This window comes from Calditerrivibrio sp. (assembly GCA_026415135.1).
Classification (GTDB): domain Bacteria; phylum Chrysiogenota; class Deferribacteres; order Deferribacterales; family Calditerrivibrionaceae; genus Calditerrivibrio.
The window spans coordinates 1-18,677 of the sequence record JAOAHS010000021.1 but is presented as its reverse complement, the minus strand read 5'-3'; the positions used below and the strand labels follow the sequence as shown (position 1 = coordinate 18,677).

The following is an 18,677-nucleotide window of genomic DNA, read 5'->3' as shown; positions in this document are numbered from 1 at the left end:
CTGAAAAAATATAATATGGTGAAATATGAGCAATGTCAACGAACTTTTAAGGCAGATACCAAAAGTTGATGAAATTTTGAAGCATTTTGATGATAACTACGATAGAGATATTCTTAAATACATATTAAACATTATTCTTTCTAAGCTAAGGGAAGATATTAAGTCTGAGAAGATAGGTTATGTTGATCCTGATAACGTTATTCAAGATCTGGATCAAAAATATAAGGAGTTTTTGGGAGGGTATTTGAAAAAGGTGATCAACGCTACGGGTGTTGTGGTTCATACTAATCTGGGACGTTGTCCAATACCTTTTGATATTTTTTATACTGCAATGCAAATTTCCGGAGGATATTGTAATCTCGAATTGGATCTTGTGACGGGTGAAAGGGGAGACAGATATACTCACTGTGTGGAGTATTTTAGGTATTTAACGGGTGCTGAAGATGCCCTTGTGGTGAATAATAATGCTGCTGCTGTATTCATCATCCTAAACACATTTGCCCAAAATAGAGAGGTGTTGGTATCTCGGGGGGAGCTTGTAGAGATAGGTGGTAGTTTTAGGTTACCGGATGTGATGAGGAATAGTGGAGCTATTTTAAAGGAAGTAGGTACTACAAATAAAACAAAACCAAATGACTATATATTAAATATATCTGAGCAAACAGCAATGCTCATGAAATCCCACACGAGCAATTATAAGATTGTGGGTTTCACAGAAGAAGTGTCTTTAGAATCTATTGCAGAGATTGGTAAAACATATTCAGTGGTAACATATTATGATGCAGGTAGTGGGCTGTTATCTGAAAATTTTGGGATTTGTGAAGAAAAAACGATCAAGTCTATTATAAAATCAGGTGTGGACCTTGTAAGTATTAGTGGTGATAAGCTTTTGGGAGGACCACAGTGTGGTATCATTTTGGGCAAAAAGGTGTTGATTGATAGAATAAAGAAAAATCAACTCCTCAGGATGCTAAGAGTGGATAAAATAACTTTGTCGATTTTACAAAGCGTTTTATTGAAATATGTGAAAAAAGAAGAAAAAACGTTATCGATATTTAATGCCATAGATTTAGATAAAAATAGATTGATAAAAAATGCTGAGAGAATTAAGGAGTCTATATTGAAGTCAAGTCTGTTTAGAGAAGACTATTTGGAGATTAGGGCTCTAAAAGGGTATGTTGGAGGTGGTGCTTGTCCGATGTATGAATTGGATTCCTATGGGGTTGCTGTTTATTTTGGTGATAAAAGTGAACAGATGGCAAAAAGATTGAGAATGCTTGAAGAACCTATAATATGTAGAGTGGAAAAGGGGTTTTTGATTTTTGATCTTCTCGTTGTTTCTGATGAGGATATCGGCAAGATAGCTCATGCTGTGATTAAATTATATGCTGCTTTGGGTTGCAAATGAAGAATATCATAGTGGGTACGGCTGGTCATATAGATCATGGTAAGTCTACTATCGTCAAAACTTTAACAGGTATTGACCCAGATAGGCTCAAAGAGGAGAAAAAAAGAGGAATAACCATCGATCTGGGTTTTGCCTATATTGAGGATGGGGAATATTCATTTTCTTTTGTGGATGTACCTGGTCATGAAGATTATCTGAAAAATATGGCTGCTGGGGCTATTGGATTTGACCTTTGTGTTTTCGCTGTTGACATAAATGAGGGTGTTATGCCCCAGACTATTGAACATGCCAATATAGTAAAGTTTTTGGGTATTGAGTATGTGGTTGTGGTGGTTACTAAAATCGATAAATTTGTTGGTGATGTCAAAAGCAGATTGGAGAGTATAAGGCTCTTTTTTAATAGATATGGTTTTAAAAGATTGGAGTATCAGTTGTGGTCTGTTTACGATACGAATTGTCGATATGATCTTTTAGTAAAACTAAAACAGTTTGCTGATGTGTACGAAAGACGAAGTAGATGGAATTTTTTTATGCTGCATATTGATAGGGTTTTTAGTGTAAAGGGTTTTGGTACTGTCGTAACAGGTAGCTGCTTATCGGGAAGTATAAAGGTGGGTGATTCTCTAAAGGTATTACCTAAAGGGAAGTTGTTGAAAGTAAGAGGGCTTTCTGTACATAATAAAAAAGTAGATGAGGTTGGTGCTGGTTGTAGATTAGCTATAAATTTTTCTGATGTTGAGAGGAATGAATTAGATCGAGGTGACATTGTTACATCTTTGATGAGTCTTGAGAATTACTCCGAAGCTTTTGCAAGGATAGATTATTTCGATACAGGTTTAGTTTTTAATGTCAAGCATGGTGGTGAATATCAGATTTTGATTGGTACTGCGGATATGGTGGGTAGACTGTATGTTTTAGAGAGATTTGAAAGTGCTGTGTGGGTAAGGGTTGTATTCAGGAAAGATTATCCATTGATATGTGGAGCAAAATTTCTTTTACGAATACCAAATCCTAAAATGACTGTAGCAGGTGGAAAAATTCTGTTTTCTGGAACCTTTAAAGGTAAAAAATCTGAACTTAAAGAGATGTTAAAGGCGATGGAAGAGAAGAGGTGGATAGATGCTATTAGTATTTATCTCAAGAGTAATACATATCTGGAGATAAACACTGTTTTTCAAAGATTTTTGCTGAGTAATGATCAGTTAGAGGGGAGGTTTTTTGAGTTGGAGGGGAGGTATTACGACATAGATTTGATAAAAAAACTCAAAGATGAGTTAGCTGGAAAAGTAGATGAGGAGGGGCGATTAAATCTATCTGAACTTGAATCTATGAAAGATGGTGTATTGAAGAGGTATATTTCAGAATGGATTGTGGATTATGGTAGAAAAAATGGTTTTGTGGTTCGTGATGGTGGTTTGGTCAGAGAGGATGATAGCTTCAAAAGACTTGCAATGGATGTTTTAAATCTCATGTTAAATAGGTTAGAAATGAGCAATTCTGCGGTTATCAGTGAAGTAATAAATACAGATAAGGTCGAAATAGAAAAAGCTCTCAAATTTTTATCCAATAAAGGTTTAATAAAGAAAATTGACAAAAATGATAACTATATAGCTTTGGAAATTCTTACAAAGTTCATCTCTGATGTGGTTAATTTGTGTAGAAAAGATGGTTATGTGGATATCTCAAATGTGCGAACTATTATCACTGCACCCCGTAAGATACTTATACCTTTGTTAGAATTTTTGGATATGACAGGGCTGTTTGTTAAAAAGGATAACAAAAGGTTTTTAAAAAAATGATTACAAATGTATAAAAATATTGCTAATTTTATATAATTTGATTATATTTTCAAAACCGTTGAAAAATGGGGATAAGTTCTATCGTTATGATAGTGCGAGAATATGTAAGTAGAATATATGATTTAGTTGAGAAAAAAAAGTTTAATCATATAGTTATCTTAGAACTTTTAGAGATTCTTAATCAGTTAGATGTTCCTATAAATCCAGATAAAAAAGATAAGGAGACTATAAGAAGACTTAAAAAAGAGTTTAAAGTTGTTAATGGGACGGTAGATAAATTTATAATTTTATTATATTCCAGTTTGTTGGAGTACTGTTTTTTGAGTAAAGAAGAGGCTAAAAAAGAATATATATCAAATTTGGTTGACCTAAACTTTAATCATCTTTTTTTATCCCATTTTAGGGTTTTGGGAGACATAGTATTATATTCTATAAAAGCTTTTTATCCTGATATAAATCAATTGTTAGGTTTTTACAGTAAGACAGTATTGAAGGGTTCTATATGGAATAAGAATGAGGATGAACAGAAGTTAAATTTGTTATGGTTTAGTCAGGTATTAATGTCTGTATATAATACAAACAGAGAGTTTTGGAATATATATGAAAATGTTGTTGGTTTGTATAGGGAAGCATTGAAAAGAGGTAAATTAGAAGTGTTGCTTACATGGAATTTTTCTATAAATCATGTATTTATGAATGTTGCACAAACACAAGAGGAATTTGGAAAGATATGCAGCGATCTGGATAAACCTTTATCTGAATTTTTAGCTGATAAAGGGATGCAAATATTACAACTAAAGCCAGTGGAAAGGGAAATTTCAAACAATAGCCCCATAAGAGTTGGATTTGTTTACGATAGGATAGTATTTAATTCCCCATTTAAAGTTCTTTATTCATTACTTAAAGGTTTGATTGAAGTTAGTGATGGTAAATGTGAGTACTTTGTTTATGATATAGAGACAATGGAAAAAAGTCTTTCAGACAACAATTGTATAAAAATGATCACAGATCTTGGTATAAGATATTTTAGTTGTCAAAAGGCATTACAAAATGATGAATTAGTAAGGGGGCATTTATATAATAGAGTAAAAAAATGCCTTATTATGAGAGAAAGGATAATTAAAGATGATATTGATATTTTAGTGATGTGTAATTCAAACTTTCTTTTTACATTTCTGTATTCTACGAGGGCAGCTCCAAAGCAGATCTATTGGAGTCACGGAAATTTTGTGTGGGATGTCATAGGTATCGATAAAAGAATAACTCATTGTGGTGTAAAGGACACTCCTTTTGAGTTTACTAATTTTATCTATCCTCCAGTTGTTGAACTATTTTATAACCCCCCTGTGGATATGAATAAAGTTGCTCAGGAAAGAGGTAAATATCCAAAGGATGTTTTTATACTTGGTACCATAGGTAGATTAATTAAAACTGACAGTGATGAATACCTTGAAACAGTGGCGGAAATAATGAAGAAGTGTCCAAACACTATTTTTATTGCAGCAGGTACAGGAGATCAAAAGACAATAAGGGAAAAAGTAGAAAAATTAGAAATTTCAGATAGATTTTATATGCCTGGTTTCGTGGATCCTCACATATACGGTCATATTATTGATCTCTGGTTAGACACATTCCCTTTAGGGCATGGGGAGAGTGTCTGGGAGTACAGATTCAAAAAAAAAGGAGTTGTTCAACTAATTAGTTATGACGTGTTAGAAAAATATTTGTGTGATATTCTTAAGGATAAAGATATTTATAATTTTTTTAAAGATATTTATAAGCAATGTGAAATTGAAGAAATTAAATCTGCTATTAGAAATTCCCCATTTGTGGCATTCGATAAGGAAGAGTATTGTTATAAGGTTGTTAAGTTATTAACAGACATTGAGTATTTTAGAAATGAAGTGGATAAGGATTATATTATTTTTTCTGGGCATTTAAATATATTGTACAAGAAAGGTATCAAACATGTTTTAAATTGTATTTTAGGATGTAAAATTTAGATATAGTTTGTTGATATTACTAAAAATAATTTGAAACAGTAAATCGTCTCAATATTGTTCGGAATCTATAGCTAAAGTAAATTGAATTTTATGTTTATAAATGTTACTTGGGATATATAACATAAACTAAAATAAATGACAGTATAGCAATACTTGAAGTTGTTAAATTACATTACAAAATATCATAAGAAAAAACTTGACTAGTAAAAATTATTGTATAAGAAATATGACATTGTTTGAATAAGAATATAAATCTGATATTGATATTAAGAATACATATGAAGTTAACTATTTTATAGGAAGGAATGTTGTATGTTTTTTGGGATAATAGACTGTGATTATATTCATTTTATCAGTAGTTATGAGCTGTTGGATTATGTTTTTATTAGCAGATTGTATTTTTTAGATTTAGCATTTAATTATGGTTCTAAAGAGTTGAATGGTATTTGATGAAATGAAAAACGTTTGAGAGGAAGGATAATATTATGGAGCAAATTTTAATCACAGGAGGAGCTGGTTTTATTGGCAGTAATTTTGTAGATTTTTTAATTAAAAAGTGTCCAGAGATGGGTATTATCATATTAGACAATCTAACTTATGCTGCTAATATAAGCAATATACCGTTTGATAAATCAAGTAACATAAAGTTTTGGTACGGAGATGTTTGTAATAGTTCATTAGTTGATGAATTATGTTCAACAGTTGACTATGTAGTTCATTTTGCGGCTGAGACTCACGTTACAAGATCGATATTTGATAATAAAAGGTTTTTTGAAACTGATGTAATAGGAACCCAGACTGTAGCAAATGCTGTTTTGAAAAATAAGAAAAAAATTAAATTGTTTATTCATATATCAACCTCAGAAGTTTATGGATCTACTTATAACGGGATAAAAATTGATGAAAATTTTCCTTTGAATCCAACCTCTCCTTATGCTGCAGCGAAATGTGGTGCTGATAGGTTGATTTATTCTTACTACGTATGTTATAAGATTCCTGTTGTTATCGTTAGACCTTTTAATAATTTTGGACCAAAACAACATTTGGAAAAAGTCATACCTAGATTTATTACAAGTGTGTTATTAAATGAAAAGCTTAAAGTTCATGGTAGAGGTAGTGCGGTAAGAAATTGGGTATATGTTGAGGATTGTTGTGAAGCTATATTTAATATTTTAAATTTTTCTGATCGTAGTAAGATAATAGGTGAGATATTTAACGTGGGTACAGATTATTCTTTGTCTGTATTAGATATTGCTAAAAAAGTTCTTGAAATATTTGAAAAAGATAGTAGTTATATACAATTTGTTGATGACAGGCCAGGACAAGTAGATTGTCATATTGCAGATTATTCTAAAATAACCAAAATTTTAAATTGGGTCCCAAAGACTGATTTTCACACTGGTTTAATAAAAACAGTAGAATGGTATAAACATAATTATAATTCTTGGCAAAATCAAATATGGATGAGAGAAGTACCTATTGTTTTAGAAAATGGTAAGATAGTATTTCATTAAGGCGTTTAAATGAAGAAAGTAGAATTTTTTAAACATAATATTGGTAAATCAGAAATTAATGAAGTAAATAAAGTATTGAGATCAATTTTTCTGACTAATCATAATAAAGTTGAAGAGTTTGAAAGTAGTTTTGCTAATTATCTTGGAGTTAGATATGCTATTGGCTTGAATTCTTGTTCCTCAGCTTTGCTATTATCTTTAAAATTGTTGGGTGTATCAAATGGTGATGAAGTCATTACTACACCACTTACTTTTGTTGCTACTGTTAACGCTATTCTAAATGTAGGTGCTAAACCGGTGTTTGTTGATGTAGACTGTGATACTGGATTAATCAGGGAAGATGATATTGAAAAAGCAATAACAAAAAAGACAAAGGCAATAATCCCTGTACATATTTATGGAAATATGTGCAATATCAGGAAGATTTCAATGATAGCGAAAAAATACAATCTAAAAGTTATTGAAGATTCTGCCCATTGTATTGAAGGGATAAGGGATAATATAAGACCAGGTCAATTATCTGATTCAGCATGTTTTTCATTTTATGCCACTAAAAATATTACTTCAGGAGAAGGTGGTGCAATTGTTACTAATAATTTTGAATTTATGGAATCTTTAAAGATATGTAGAAATCAGGGTATGAATAAAGATGCTTCAAAGAGATATACAAATGGATATAAACATTGGGATGTGATAAAGTTAGGTTTTAAGTATAATATGTCTGATATACAAGCAGCTTTATTGCTTCCACAATTAAAAAGAATAGATGTGTTGTGGGAAAGTAGACAGGCAGTAGCGGAGATGTATGAATATGAATTCTCGAAGGCTGGAATAAATTATATTAAAACTCCTTCTAACTCGAAGTCTGCAAGGCATCTGTTCGTTATTTTGACGAGAAACAGAGATGAAATGTTAGATTATTTACAAGAAAACGGTATTGGAGTCGCAGTAAATTATAGAATCGTCACAGATTTAAAACTTTACCGGGATATGGGGTATGTATCTGAAGAATTTCCTAATGCAAAAAAGATAGGTGATATGTGTATATCATTACCTTTATATCCAAGTTTAAAAGTGAGCCAGATAAAATATGTTATTAAAAAAGTCAAGAGTGGTCTAAAGAAATATGATAAAATATAAGGGTTGGGTTATCAATTATGATGATTTTGAACCACCTTACAAGATAAAAGATTTTTTTTATATACTAAAAAATTTACTCTTAGAGCTTATATTAATTATACCTTTTATCATAAGTTTAACAATTCTTCTACTGTATAATGTATTCAATGTCAGGAAGAGAAAAAAAAAGAAATTTTTACTGGGAACAACTCCTGTTGTAACATTGAAACTGCTGAAACAGATTTTTGAAGATGAATTTGATTTAGATTTTTTTTGTTATAAAGATGAATATTCTATCATAAAAAATATAGATATTATTACGATAGATAAAGTAGTACCTATTGTTAGTAAGTATCCTTATACAATAGGAAAATATTTTGCATTTTTTTGGGCAATTTGTAGGTATGATGTGTTTATTCTTTATTTCGATGGTGGTTTTTTGGAGAGAAGTGTTTTTGTATGGAGATTAGAACCCTTTATATATAAGGTTTTTAAGAAAAAAATAGTTATGTTTCCCTATGGAGCAGATGTATGGTCAGTTTACGGTGATGGTAACATGTTAAGACAGTATGCTAATGCAATGTCAAGAAAAAGGTATTTTTTACTTGATGAAAAGAGAAGAAAGAGAGTAGTTTTGTGGTGTAGATATGCTGATCTGGTTATATCTTTTATAGATTATATACGTTTTGTTCCGAGAGCTGATATAATAACTTATGGAGGCCAAATATTGAAGTTGGATGATTACAATTACTGTTTTGATGATATAAATGGCGCTGTCAATATTGTACATGCGGCAAATGATGAATTTAGAAAAGGTACATATTTTATAAATCATACAATGAAGATATTAGAAGATAAGTTTGACATGATTAAATATAGTTGTTATGTTGGTTTGGATAGGGATAATTTTGTAGAAGTATTAAAAAAATCACACATATTCATTGAACAAATAACCTATGGCTTTTTATCTTTTTCTGCAGTAGAGGCTATGTTAATGGGTAAAGTAGTGATTTTATATTTAGATGATTCGTTAAATGATTTTTATAGATATATCGATTATGAATATTATAATGAATTTTTTGAAAAATTACCAGTTGTTGTTGTTAATAGGGTAAATTTTATTGAAAAAATTACCTCTTTAATTAAAAATATAGATTTAGTTAAGGAACTTAGTATAAAAAGCAGAAAGTTCTCAATAGATTATGTGTCAGATAATATCGACGTATGGAGAATGATTTTGCACTCATTAAATAGTAATGTAAAAATCTCTCAACTAATACTTGAACAGAGAAAATACGATGAAATTTAATATTTATAAAGCTGGTGAAACGAAGTTAGGTTTATTTAATAGGATGATTATTATTTTTCTCCAATGTTTTAATAATTAAAAATTAGTTAAGACATTAATTTGATACCTTGTTTAATATGAAGCTAAATTTTTTTCGACATATTGATAGTTCGAGGAAATATTCCTGGGATAATTGGTTTAAATTAAATTAAATCAACATTAAAGTGTTAATAAAATCTGAATAAAACTTGTTGAAAAAACTATGGTATGGTATTATGATTATAAAAATGATGTCTTCAGGTTGTTATGTGCGGAATATTTGTTTCACTTAATTTAGAAGAAGTTGATAGGAATAAAGTGATTCAATCTTTAATTCATCGTGGGCCTGATTATCAAAATTCTTTTAATTTTAATTATAATGACATAAATATTTTTGTTTGTCACACTAGATTAAAAATTATTGATTTATCTGACAAGGCTAATCAACCTATGTCTAAAAATGGGGTTTATGTTTTGTTTAATGGTGAAATATTTAATTATGTTGAACTTAAACATCGATACGGTTTAAAATGTGAAACAAACAGTGATACTGAAGTTATTTTGTTGCTTTATCAAAAATTTGAGAGAGATTTTTTTAAATTATTAGATGGTATGTTTTCAATTGTTATTATCGATATCAAAAAAGGTTTATTGATATTTGGAAGAGATAAAATGGGGGAAAAACCATTATATTTGTATCATGATAGAGCTAAAAATGTGTTGATAATATCATCTAAAATACAAACTATAATATCTTCTACAAAATATATAAAGTTTGGATTGAACTATCAGGCAATTTATGACCTATTAACTTTTTCATTTATCCCTGAAAACTATACGATTTTTAGAAATATCTTTGCTGTGCAGAGGGGTTTTTATGGTGTTTATGATATGAATAAATATAGTCTTGATTATTTGAAAATAGATTTTTGTGTTGATCCAGTTGATAAAAGAGATTTGATAAAAACAACAGAAGAGTTAGTTTTAAAAAATATTGTAAACAGGAGTATATCTGATGTGAAAATCGGTTCTTTTTTGAGTGGTGGATTGGATAGTACTATTGTTTCAATTTTGCTGAATAGACTGTATGGAAAAATTAATACCTTTAGTGTAGGATTTAAAGATAATTTTGATGTATATCATAAATTTTCCAATGAAAGTTATTTTTCGGATTTAGTATCTGATTATATAAAGTCTGAACATTATAAATTAATGTTAGGAGAAAAAGATTTTTTAGAAAATCTTGACAGTTTTGTTGATTTCTCTGATCAACCTTTTGGTTCGATTTCTGGCATTGGAATAATGTTATTGTCGAAATTAGCTAAAGATGTTGGGGTGAAGGTCATAATTTCTGGCGATGGTGCTGATGAACTTTTTGGAGGTTATATATGGCATTTGAAAGCAAAGTATAATTATCAATCATACATATTTCATTATAAACCCAAAGGATGGCATTACTATTGTTTCGACAATGAAAAAAAATTTTTTTTGAATATGGAGTTGTTTAAAGATTGTGCTTCTTCTAATCGATTTTTAATGACCGATTGGAAAAGGGCTAATCCAAAATATTTTATAGATTTAGATAGGGAATTCTATCTTCCTAACGAAATGATGGTAAAACTTGATAGAATGACTATGGCATATGGAGTGGAAGGTAGGGCAGGATTTATTTCTAATGAATTGCTAAAATTCTCAGAATCGTTGGTTTACAGTGAGGTTTTGCCTACATCTGAGCCTAAGTTTTTATTGAAAAGAGCCTTTAGAAGGATCATACCAGAAAAAATATTGAATAGAGAAAAACATGGGTTTAATCCACCAATTGGATACTGGATTCGACAGAAAAAAAAGTTTTATGATGAAATTAAGTTTGTTTTTAATTCAAAAGAGTCTTTACTTATTAAAAGTGGTATAGTTAAAACAGGAAATGCCTTCATGCAAATCTTAGATAAAAATCCTGATAGACTAAGTATTTCAGCTTTTTCAATGTTAGTTTTAAATAGATTTTTAGAAAAATATAAGGCTTGTTCCTTTGTATGATGGTTGTGTTTGGTAACTTAAAAAGCCCTTTAATAAGAGAGAGAGTCAAAATGTTAAAGGAAATCGCCCAAAAAAAGGTTGTCATCATAAATGATATAAGTGATGAGAAAATAGAATTCTATGAAGGTATGAAGGTGTATAATCAGTTTAGTACGAAATATAAGTTATTAAATTATATTGTAAATTTTTTTATTACAATGTTTATACTTCTGATTGTAAAACCGGAGATAATTATCGTACATTGGGGAAGCAGAATTTTACAATCGTTAGCTATCAGTTTTTGGGGGAGAAGAGTAATCGTTCATACTATGGGAGGCGACATAGATACAAATCAAGATGCTAAAGGTTATAAAAAAATTTTTACCAATATTCTATTGAAAAAATCAAGGATTATTACTGTTAAGTCAAATGAAATGGAAAAGATGCTTTTAAACAATTTTCCAAAGGTAAAAAGATCTAAAATAGAGATTTTGTCTTGGGGTGTATCTGAAAGTTTTATAAGAAGTTCCTATGATTTTAAAAAAGAGGAAATACCAACCTTCTTTTGTATTAGAAGCTGTCAGCCGTTATATGAGAAAGAGATAATTTTATATGCTATTAATATATTTAAAAATTTTTATAATATAGATATTAAGCTTATAGTTAGTCTTCACCGCAAGGTTGAAAGTTACTATCTTTTTCTTAAAAAATTTGTACGTGAATTTGGATTGGAAAATAATGTTGAATGGGTTGATGTTAGGTACGAAGATATGCCTATGTATATTAAAAAAAGCTGGGCTGTTATTTCAGCATGTAGATTTGATGGATTTTCACAAAGCTTAATGGAAGCTTTAGCAATAGGAACATGGCCAATTTATAGAAAAAGCTCTGCTCATATTAATTATTTGGAAGTCTACAAAAATGTACTTTTTTTTGAAACAGTTGAAGAATTGGTTCAAAGTATGATCTGGATTATTAATAATAAATCAATTAGACCGGTGCTTAATGAAGATGTAATAAAACTTTTGGATTACAACTATCAGAAAAAAAAGTATGATGATATTATTAAGAAGTTTTACTAAATCTGGTATTTTTTCATAAGATATTTAGTTATCAAAAAGATGTTACAGTGATTTTTTCTGTTTGTTTTATTTTTCAAGGTTTGTTTTAATCTGTTCTGGATGAAGATATTTTTTATTTAATACTTTTATGAATGTAGCCTGTGAAATACTCTGATGATTTTCACATAAAAATAGAAGAATCTTTTTCTTATACTATTTTAATCAGGTTAAGTAGGTAACTGCTTTGTTTGTTTAATCTTTTGGTTAATATCTGTTCCTTTTTGTTTTGTATTGACAAAAATAGAAAATGTATATATTAAAAACGCAATCTATTACTAAGTTTCACTATCAAAATAGTCTATTCTTGCTCAGCTTATAATGTAGCTGAGAAAGGCGGAGCATTGAATCTCTTTATCAAAATAGTCAATTTATTTTAATATCTTATTGAGGATAAACGTACGTGTTAATTGATTTTTAGATTTAAAGGTAATAAGAAATGATGCAGAAATATAAATTATTGGGGAAATCATCATGACAAAAGTTAAGATATTACAAAAAGAACTCATTATGAAGTCGCAGAAAGAGGCAGGTAGGCTTGATGAGATAATAGAGTTTCCAAAAGTTGTACTTATTGATACTGTAAGTTTTTGTAATTTGAGATGTTCTATGTGTGTTCATAAAAATATGACCCGTAAAAAAGGTATAATGAAGTGGGAGTTGGTGACAAAAATACTTGATGAGATCGCAGAAAATAATAAAGATACGAGAGTATGGATGGTATTTTTTGGTGATCCCTTTGTTATAAAAAATACGAAACCTTCAATTTTTGACATGATTAAATATGGTAAAGAAAAGGGGCTTACAGATATTGTTCTAAATTCGAATGGTTGCTTAATGGATGAAAATGCAGCAAAAGAACTTATTGATTCACGACTTGATGCTATCTATTTTGGGGTTGATGCTGTAACACCTGAGACTTATGCAAAATTGAGGGTTGGAGGTGATTATAATAAGACTGTAAACAATATTCTTACGTTAATACGGCTTAAAAAAGAACTTTCAGTTACTCATCCAAAAGTAGTTGTTCAGTTTGTTGAAATGGATGAGAATGTAGATGAGAAAGAGGAGTTTATAAAATTTTGGACAAGTCAAGGGGTAACTGCAAAGATTAGACCTAAGGTCAGTTGGGCAGGGAGTATTGATGCTCCTAACCAGATTTTTGGGAATAAGGATAGATGGCCTTGTCATTGGTTAATGCAAACCATGTCAATTGCTGATGATGGTAGAGTAGTACTCTGTCCCGTTGATCTTGATGCAAAAGTGGTTGTAGGCAATGTTACAAAAGAAAGTCTTAAATCAGTTTGGCAAAATCAGCTGAAGGTTCTGCGAAAGCTTCACATAGAAGGTAGATACAATGAGCTTCCTCCTATGTGCAGAGATTGTAAGGATTGGCAATCGGCTAGATCAGATTATTGCAGTATGGATAACAAATAATTGTAGACAGTTTAACGGCTAGACATACCAAGAAATGTATTTGAAGTAAGTTATTTCTTTTTATGACTTTTAACTATGTGTGGAATTTGTGGATTTACTGGAAAATCTGATCTTGAAACTTTAAAACAAATAACAGATCTGGTCTCACATCGTGGCCCCGATGATGATGGATACTATACCGATAATTTTATCAATTTAGGGGTGCGACGACTGAGTATACTTGACTTGCAATCAGGTAAACAACCTATTCATAACGAAGATAAAAGCCTCTGGACGGTGTTCAACGGTGAAATATATAACTTTCAAGCATTACGACAAGAACTTGTTGAGAAGGGTCATAAGTTTTATACAAATCATTCAGATACTGAATTAATTGTTCACTTGTTTGAGGAATATGGTGAATCTTTTCCCCATAAAATTAACGGCATGTTTGCCATAGCACTTTGGGACAAATCGCTTAAAAGACTTTATCTGATACGAGATAGGATGGGAGTCAAACCACTCTTTTATTGTTTGATAGGGGAAAATCTAATTTTTGGTTCAGAAATAAAAGCATTACTTGCACATCCCCATTATAAAAAAGAGCCGAATTATGAGGCACTGTACCATTACTTTACCTTTAAAAATATACCCGCACCGTTTACTGCTTTTAAAGACATTTGGTCACTTTTGCCTGGAGAGATGCTTGTATGGCAAAATGGTATGATTGAAAAAAAGAGATGGTGGAGGATTAAATTTAACGAGAATTACTCTATTACGGAACTAGATGCTACAAAAGGTATAATCAGATTGCTTGAGGATGCGACTCGGTTAAGGATGATATGTGATGTGCCCTTTGGAGCATACTTAAGTGGTGGTGTTGACTCAAGTACAGTAGTTGCATTAATGACAAGATTTTCTGATAAACCTATAAAGACCTTTTCTCTTGGATATGAAGATGAATTAAAGAATAAAGAAGCTGATCTAAACTATGCTCGTAAGGTTTCGGAAACTTTTAAAACGGAGCATTATGAGTATATAATGTCTTATAGAGAGTTAGTTAATGATATAGAAAATGTTATATATGCGTTTGATCAACCTTTTTCTGGTACTATTTCTACATACTTTCTTACAAAACTCATCAGCAGACATGTGAAAGTTGCCCTTTCAGGCGATGGTGCAGATGAACTATTCGGCAGTTATCTTTCTCATCGTTTAGCTCAACCTATGCAAAGATACAAAGAGGCAAGGATTAGGGGGAATGTAGATGAAGCAGATAAAGCTGGTTTTTTTGCCCCTTGTGATGTAAATTTTCTTAAAGAGCTTTATGAAAAATCTCAAGGAGATGATGTTCTTTGGAGATATTATCTTTATTTGTTTTCAGATGAGGAAAAGAACTACCTCATTTCGGATAATTTCAAATCAAATATAGGCAGCATAAGCACATTATCACTACTAAAGAATAGTTTTAAGGTATTGACTGCTAAGGATGCTCTCAATAAAATACTTGAATTTGAATGGAATACCCAGCTACCTGATCAGGTGCTTGCTTTTGTTGATTTCCTTTCAATGGCACACTCGGTTGAGATCCGCTCTCCTTTTCTTGATTATAGGCTTGTAGAATTTGTAGCGACTATTCCTGGTGAAATGAAGATAAAAAATGGGAATGTAAAAGATATACTAAAAAAGGCTGTAGAACCTCTTTTACCTCATGGTATTACAAAGAGACCAAAAGAAGGCTTTGTTTTGCCAATTTTTGATTGGATGGTTGACAAGTTGAGAGATTACACTAAAGATATATTATCATATAATAGATTAAAAAAACATGATTTACTAAATGTTAACTATATAAATGAGTTGCTTAATCAATATCACAGTGGTAACAAGGCATTTGCAGGCAGAGTTTGGAATCTTATGATGTTTCAAGTTTGGTGGGAGAGGTATTTTGGGTAGTAAGCTAATCGAAAAAAGTTGGATACCTTTATTCTCAATTTAGTATTTAGTTTATTAATTGCTTTAGCTAAATGTATATTTAGATTGTTTATATAAAGTTATAGGATTTTCATTTTAAGTGTAAAAGACGGGATAACTTTTGATGAGTATTATGTAAATGATGCAAAAGAATTATGTGGTGTAAAGAGATTTATGCAATACTGAAAAAGTTATAAATGGGTAAGGATTAAAAATTGAGGTTAATTATGTATAAAGGAGATAAAATTATACTTCGTCCTTTTGAAAAGAGAGATATTGAGATATATCGACAATGGGTTAATGATGGTGAGATAGCCTCATTAGTTGATAGGGTTTTACCAGTGACTGAGATTGAACATGAAAGATGGTATGATTCGATTCAGCAAAATCAAAACATTGTGGTATTTGCCATTGAAGAAAAAACTACCAATAAATACATTGGTAATGTATGGCTCTATAATGTTGATTATAGGCACAGAAAGGCAGAGGTGAGGATACTTATAGGTGATAGTGAAGGTAAAAACAAAGGATTTGGGACAGAAGCATTAAAAATGATATCTTTATTTGCCTTTAACAAAATGAATTTGCATAAGCTCTATGCTTATGTTTTAGCATCAAATATTAGGGCAAAGAAGTCTTTTGAAAAGGCAGGTTTTGTGGAAGAGGGGATCTTAAAAAAGGATAGGTTTGTGAATGGTCATTATGAGGATGTTTTTTTGATGGCCAAAATAAGTGATATTTGAGGAAGAAACAATGAATGAAAAAGTAAACGAAATTGAGCACAAGATAGATCAATATGGTATCAGGCCCGAAGCTCAAGAATTTCCTATGATGTGTGTATTGTCGTTTGTTTATATTTGTAATGCACAATGTCCAAATTGTCCTTATACAAATTCAAACATAAGGGTAGATTACAAAGATAGACCACTAATGAATGATGATACATTTAAAATCATTGCAGACCAGTGCGGTCAATATGGTGCTTGGATAAGAATATCAGGCGGTGGTGAACCAATGTTACATCCAAAAGCTGTTGAATTGATGGAGTATGCAAAGATGGTAGGTGCGAAAGTTGGATTGATTACTAATGGTTCAATGTTTAATGAAGAGAATTCCATTAGGCTCCTTGAAGCTGGTGTAGACATGATTGAGTTTAGTGTAGATGCTGCTGACCCTGAAACTTATGCAATAGTTAGAAAAGGCTTAAATTGGAGTGTTCTACTTAAAAATGTAAAGCGTATGGTTGAACTTAGAAACAGGATTAAAAGCCCCACAAAGATTATAGCAAGTGGTGTAAATCAGGTAGGGGTTGATATAGATGAGGTTGCCAAATTTTGGGAGCCAATTGTTGATAATTTTCAAAAGAGAAAGTATCTCACTTGGGGTATAAATGATCCTTCAAAGTCAGCTGATCCTACACCATATTTACCACCAAAGGAAATGATACCATGTCCTTTTATTTTTGAAAGATTAAATATAGACTCAAGAGGAAAAGTTATGGTTTGTGGTTTTGATATAGCAGCAGTTACTGATATGGGGAATGTCCATGAAAAGAGTATAAAAGAGATATGGCATGGTGAGGGGTTTGAATATTATCGGCAAAAGCATCTTCAGAGAAGGGCAAATGAAATTGAACTATGCAGAAATTGTCCAGACTGGAAATACCGTTCTTGGAAGCATAACTACTGGAAGATCGTTAAAAACGCAGAAATAAAAAGACAGCATACGCTTGCTTTTCAGGATTGTGAAGGATATGTTAGTGAATGAACTATGGAATTTCAGCTAAACTTGGTTGATAAGGAAAGTAGTTAAACAGTTTAACAATACTACATGTAAAAATATGCATAAAATTATTGGCATACTTCAACCGGGTTATCTTCCTTGGCTTGGATTTTTCGAACAGATTTATAGAAGTGATGTTTTTGTCATTTATGATGATGTGCAATATGACAAGGAAGGTTGGAGAAATAGAAATCGCATAAAGACCGCAAATGGCATACAATGGCTCACTGTGCCTGTGCATGTAAAATTGTCTCAAAATCCTCTCATTAAGGATATTAAGATTGACAATAAGGAAAATTGGAGAAGGAAACACTTAAATTCCATAAAAATGAGTTACTCAAAATCTCCTTTTTTGAAAGACTATCTCTCTTTTTTTGAAGACACATACAACAGACAATGGAACTATCTCATAGATATTGATATGTACCTTATATTAAACTTAATTACTTTTTTGGGGATAAAAAATAAACAAATCGTTCTCTCATCATCGCTTGGAATGAGGACAAAAGACAGAATTCAGCGTTTAATTGAGATTTGTAAGATTTTTAATGCTGATATATTTTATGAAGGGGCATCTGGTAGAAATTATATTGATGAGGAAGATTTCATAAGACATGGAATCAAAGTTCAATTTCAGGATTATAAACATCCTGTATACAGACAATTATACGGTGATTTTGTCCCCTATTTGTCAGTTATTGATTTACTCTTTAATCATGGTGGCGAAAGTCTTGACATTTTGACCCACAAAAGATTATTGAAGAGAGATGAAAAGTGACTAGCTGCAGGAGAAGTTTGTTTTACTGGGAGCACTTTTTAGTATTGTCTGGATAATAAATTCATTCATAAAGAATCGATTTAGTTAGTTATGGTATTGTATTTTTACTGAAGAGTAAAACCGCTCAATACGTGAGTTTAGCATAAGTGGAGTTTACAGTACTTTTGACTTCATATTCAATGACTATGAAATATAAGCAACTTTCGTTAAATTAAATCATTTGATAGTAACTATTTCCCATTCTAATCTGGCTATGTTTTTTATTTTTGAGTCGAACTCTATACCCACAAGGAATATCGGTTTATTTAGGTTTAGATATTTTTCGTAGTATCTTTTTTCCTTTAGCTGAGCTAAGGCATCCTTCGTATCTACCTTAAATTCGATGATGTAAATAGCGTTTGGCATCTTCAAGGTCAGATCTATCCT

Annotated in this window: 15 protein-coding genes; 14 read left to right on the top strand and 1 reads right to left on the bottom strand. The window is 31.0% G+C overall.

The genetic code is table 11. The features are described from left to right. Positions 1-25: 25 nt before the first annotated feature. The 14 genes from selA to N3C60_03610 all read left to right on the top strand — a co-directional run bounded on the left by selA (position 26) and on the right by N3C60_03610 (position 18,251). A complete protein-coding gene (selA, locus tag N3C60_03675; protein ID MCX8084002.1) occupies positions 26-1,408 on the top strand; it encodes an L-seryl-tRNA(Sec) selenium transferase in 1,383 nt (460 codons plus the stop codon). Beyond that, complete coding sequence (gene selB / locus N3C60_03670) at positions 1,405-3,207, top strand: selenocysteine-specific translation elongation factor (protein ID MCX8084001.1); 1,803 nt, start codon at positions 1,405-1,407, stop codon at positions 3,205-3,207. Before selA ends, selB begins: the two co-directional genes overlap by 4 nt. 86 nt (positions 3,208-3,293) lie before the next feature. Next, on the top strand, positions 3,294-5,210 hold the full coding sequence (locus N3C60_03665; GenBank protein MCX8084000.1) for a hypothetical protein: 1,917 nt from the start codon (positions 3,294-3,296) through the stop codon (positions 5,208-5,210). A 312-nt stretch (positions 5,211-5,522) separates the two neighbouring features. Then, the gene (locus N3C60_03660; protein MCX8083999.1) at positions 5,523-5,660 is read left to right on the top strand and encodes a hypothetical protein; all 138 of its coding nucleotides are present in this window, start codon (positions 5,523-5,525) and stop codon (positions 5,658-5,660) included. Positions 5,661-5,695: 35 nt separating this feature from the next. After that, entirely contained in the window at positions 5,696-6,724 is a 1,029-nt protein-coding gene (locus N3C60_03655; protein MCX8083998.1) for a GDP-mannose 4,6-dehydratase, read from the top strand. Positions 6,725-6,733: 9 nt separating this feature from the next. Further along, entirely contained in the window at positions 6,734-7,864 is a 1,131-nt protein-coding gene (locus tag N3C60_03650) for a DegT/DnrJ/EryC1/StrS aminotransferase family protein (GenBank protein MCX8083997.1), read from the top strand. Further along, on the top strand, positions 7,851-9,152 hold the full coding sequence (locus N3C60_03645; GenBank protein MCX8083996.1) for a hypothetical protein: 1,302 nt from the start codon (positions 7,851-7,853) through the stop codon (positions 9,150-9,152). The genes N3C60_03650 and N3C60_03645 overlap by 14 nt, the downstream gene beginning before the upstream one ends. A 285-nt stretch (positions 9,153-9,437) precedes the next feature. Further along, positions 9,438-11,207, top strand: coding sequence for an asparagine synthase (glutamine-hydrolyzing) (gene asnB, locus N3C60_03640; protein ID MCX8083995.1), 1,770 nt, complete (start codon positions 9,438-9,440; stop codon positions 11,205-11,207). Continuing rightward, a complete protein-coding gene (locus N3C60_03635; protein ID MCX8083994.1) occupies positions 11,204-12,268 on the top strand; it encodes a glycosyltransferase in 1,065 nt (354 codons plus the stop codon). Before asnB (N3C60_03640) ends, N3C60_03635 begins: the two co-directional genes overlap by 4 nt. A gap of 510 nt (positions 12,269-12,778) precedes the next feature. Next, the gene (locus N3C60_03630) at positions 12,779-13,741 is read left to right on the top strand and encodes a radical SAM protein (GenBank protein MCX8083993.1); all 963 of its coding nucleotides are present in this window, start codon (positions 12,779-12,781) and stop codon (positions 13,739-13,741) included. A 75-nt stretch (positions 13,742-13,816) separates the two neighbouring features. Beyond that, positions 13,817-15,673, top strand: coding sequence for an asparagine synthase (glutamine-hydrolyzing) (gene asnB / locus N3C60_03625; protein MCX8083992.1), 1,857 nt, complete (start codon positions 13,817-13,819; stop codon positions 15,671-15,673). Between the two features lie 245 nt (positions 15,674-15,918). Then, positions 15,919-16,434, top strand: a complete 516-nt coding sequence (locus N3C60_03620) for a GNAT family N-acetyltransferase (GenBank protein ID MCX8083991.1) — start codon at positions 15,919-15,921, stop codon at positions 16,432-16,434. 10 nt (positions 16,435-16,444) lie between these two features. Then, positions 16,445-17,458 carry a radical SAM protein gene (locus tag N3C60_03615; GenBank protein MCX8083990.1) on the top strand — a complete coding sequence of 338 codons (1,014 nt, stop codon included), beginning with the start codon at positions 16,445-16,447 and terminating at the stop codon, positions 17,456-17,458. Between the two features lie 25 nt (positions 17,459-17,483). After that, complete coding sequence (locus N3C60_03610; protein MCX8083989.1) at positions 17,484-18,251, top strand: WbqC family protein; 768 nt, start codon at positions 17,484-17,486, stop codon at positions 18,249-18,251. Between the two features lie 216 nt (positions 18,252-18,467). On the opposite strand, the gene N3C60_03605 is transcribed toward N3C60_03610, so the two are convergent. Further along, positions 18,468-18,677, bottom strand: a 210-nt coding sequence (locus N3C60_03605) for a PD-(D/E)XK nuclease domain-containing protein (protein ID MCX8083988.1), incomplete at its 5' end; no start/stop codon positions are given.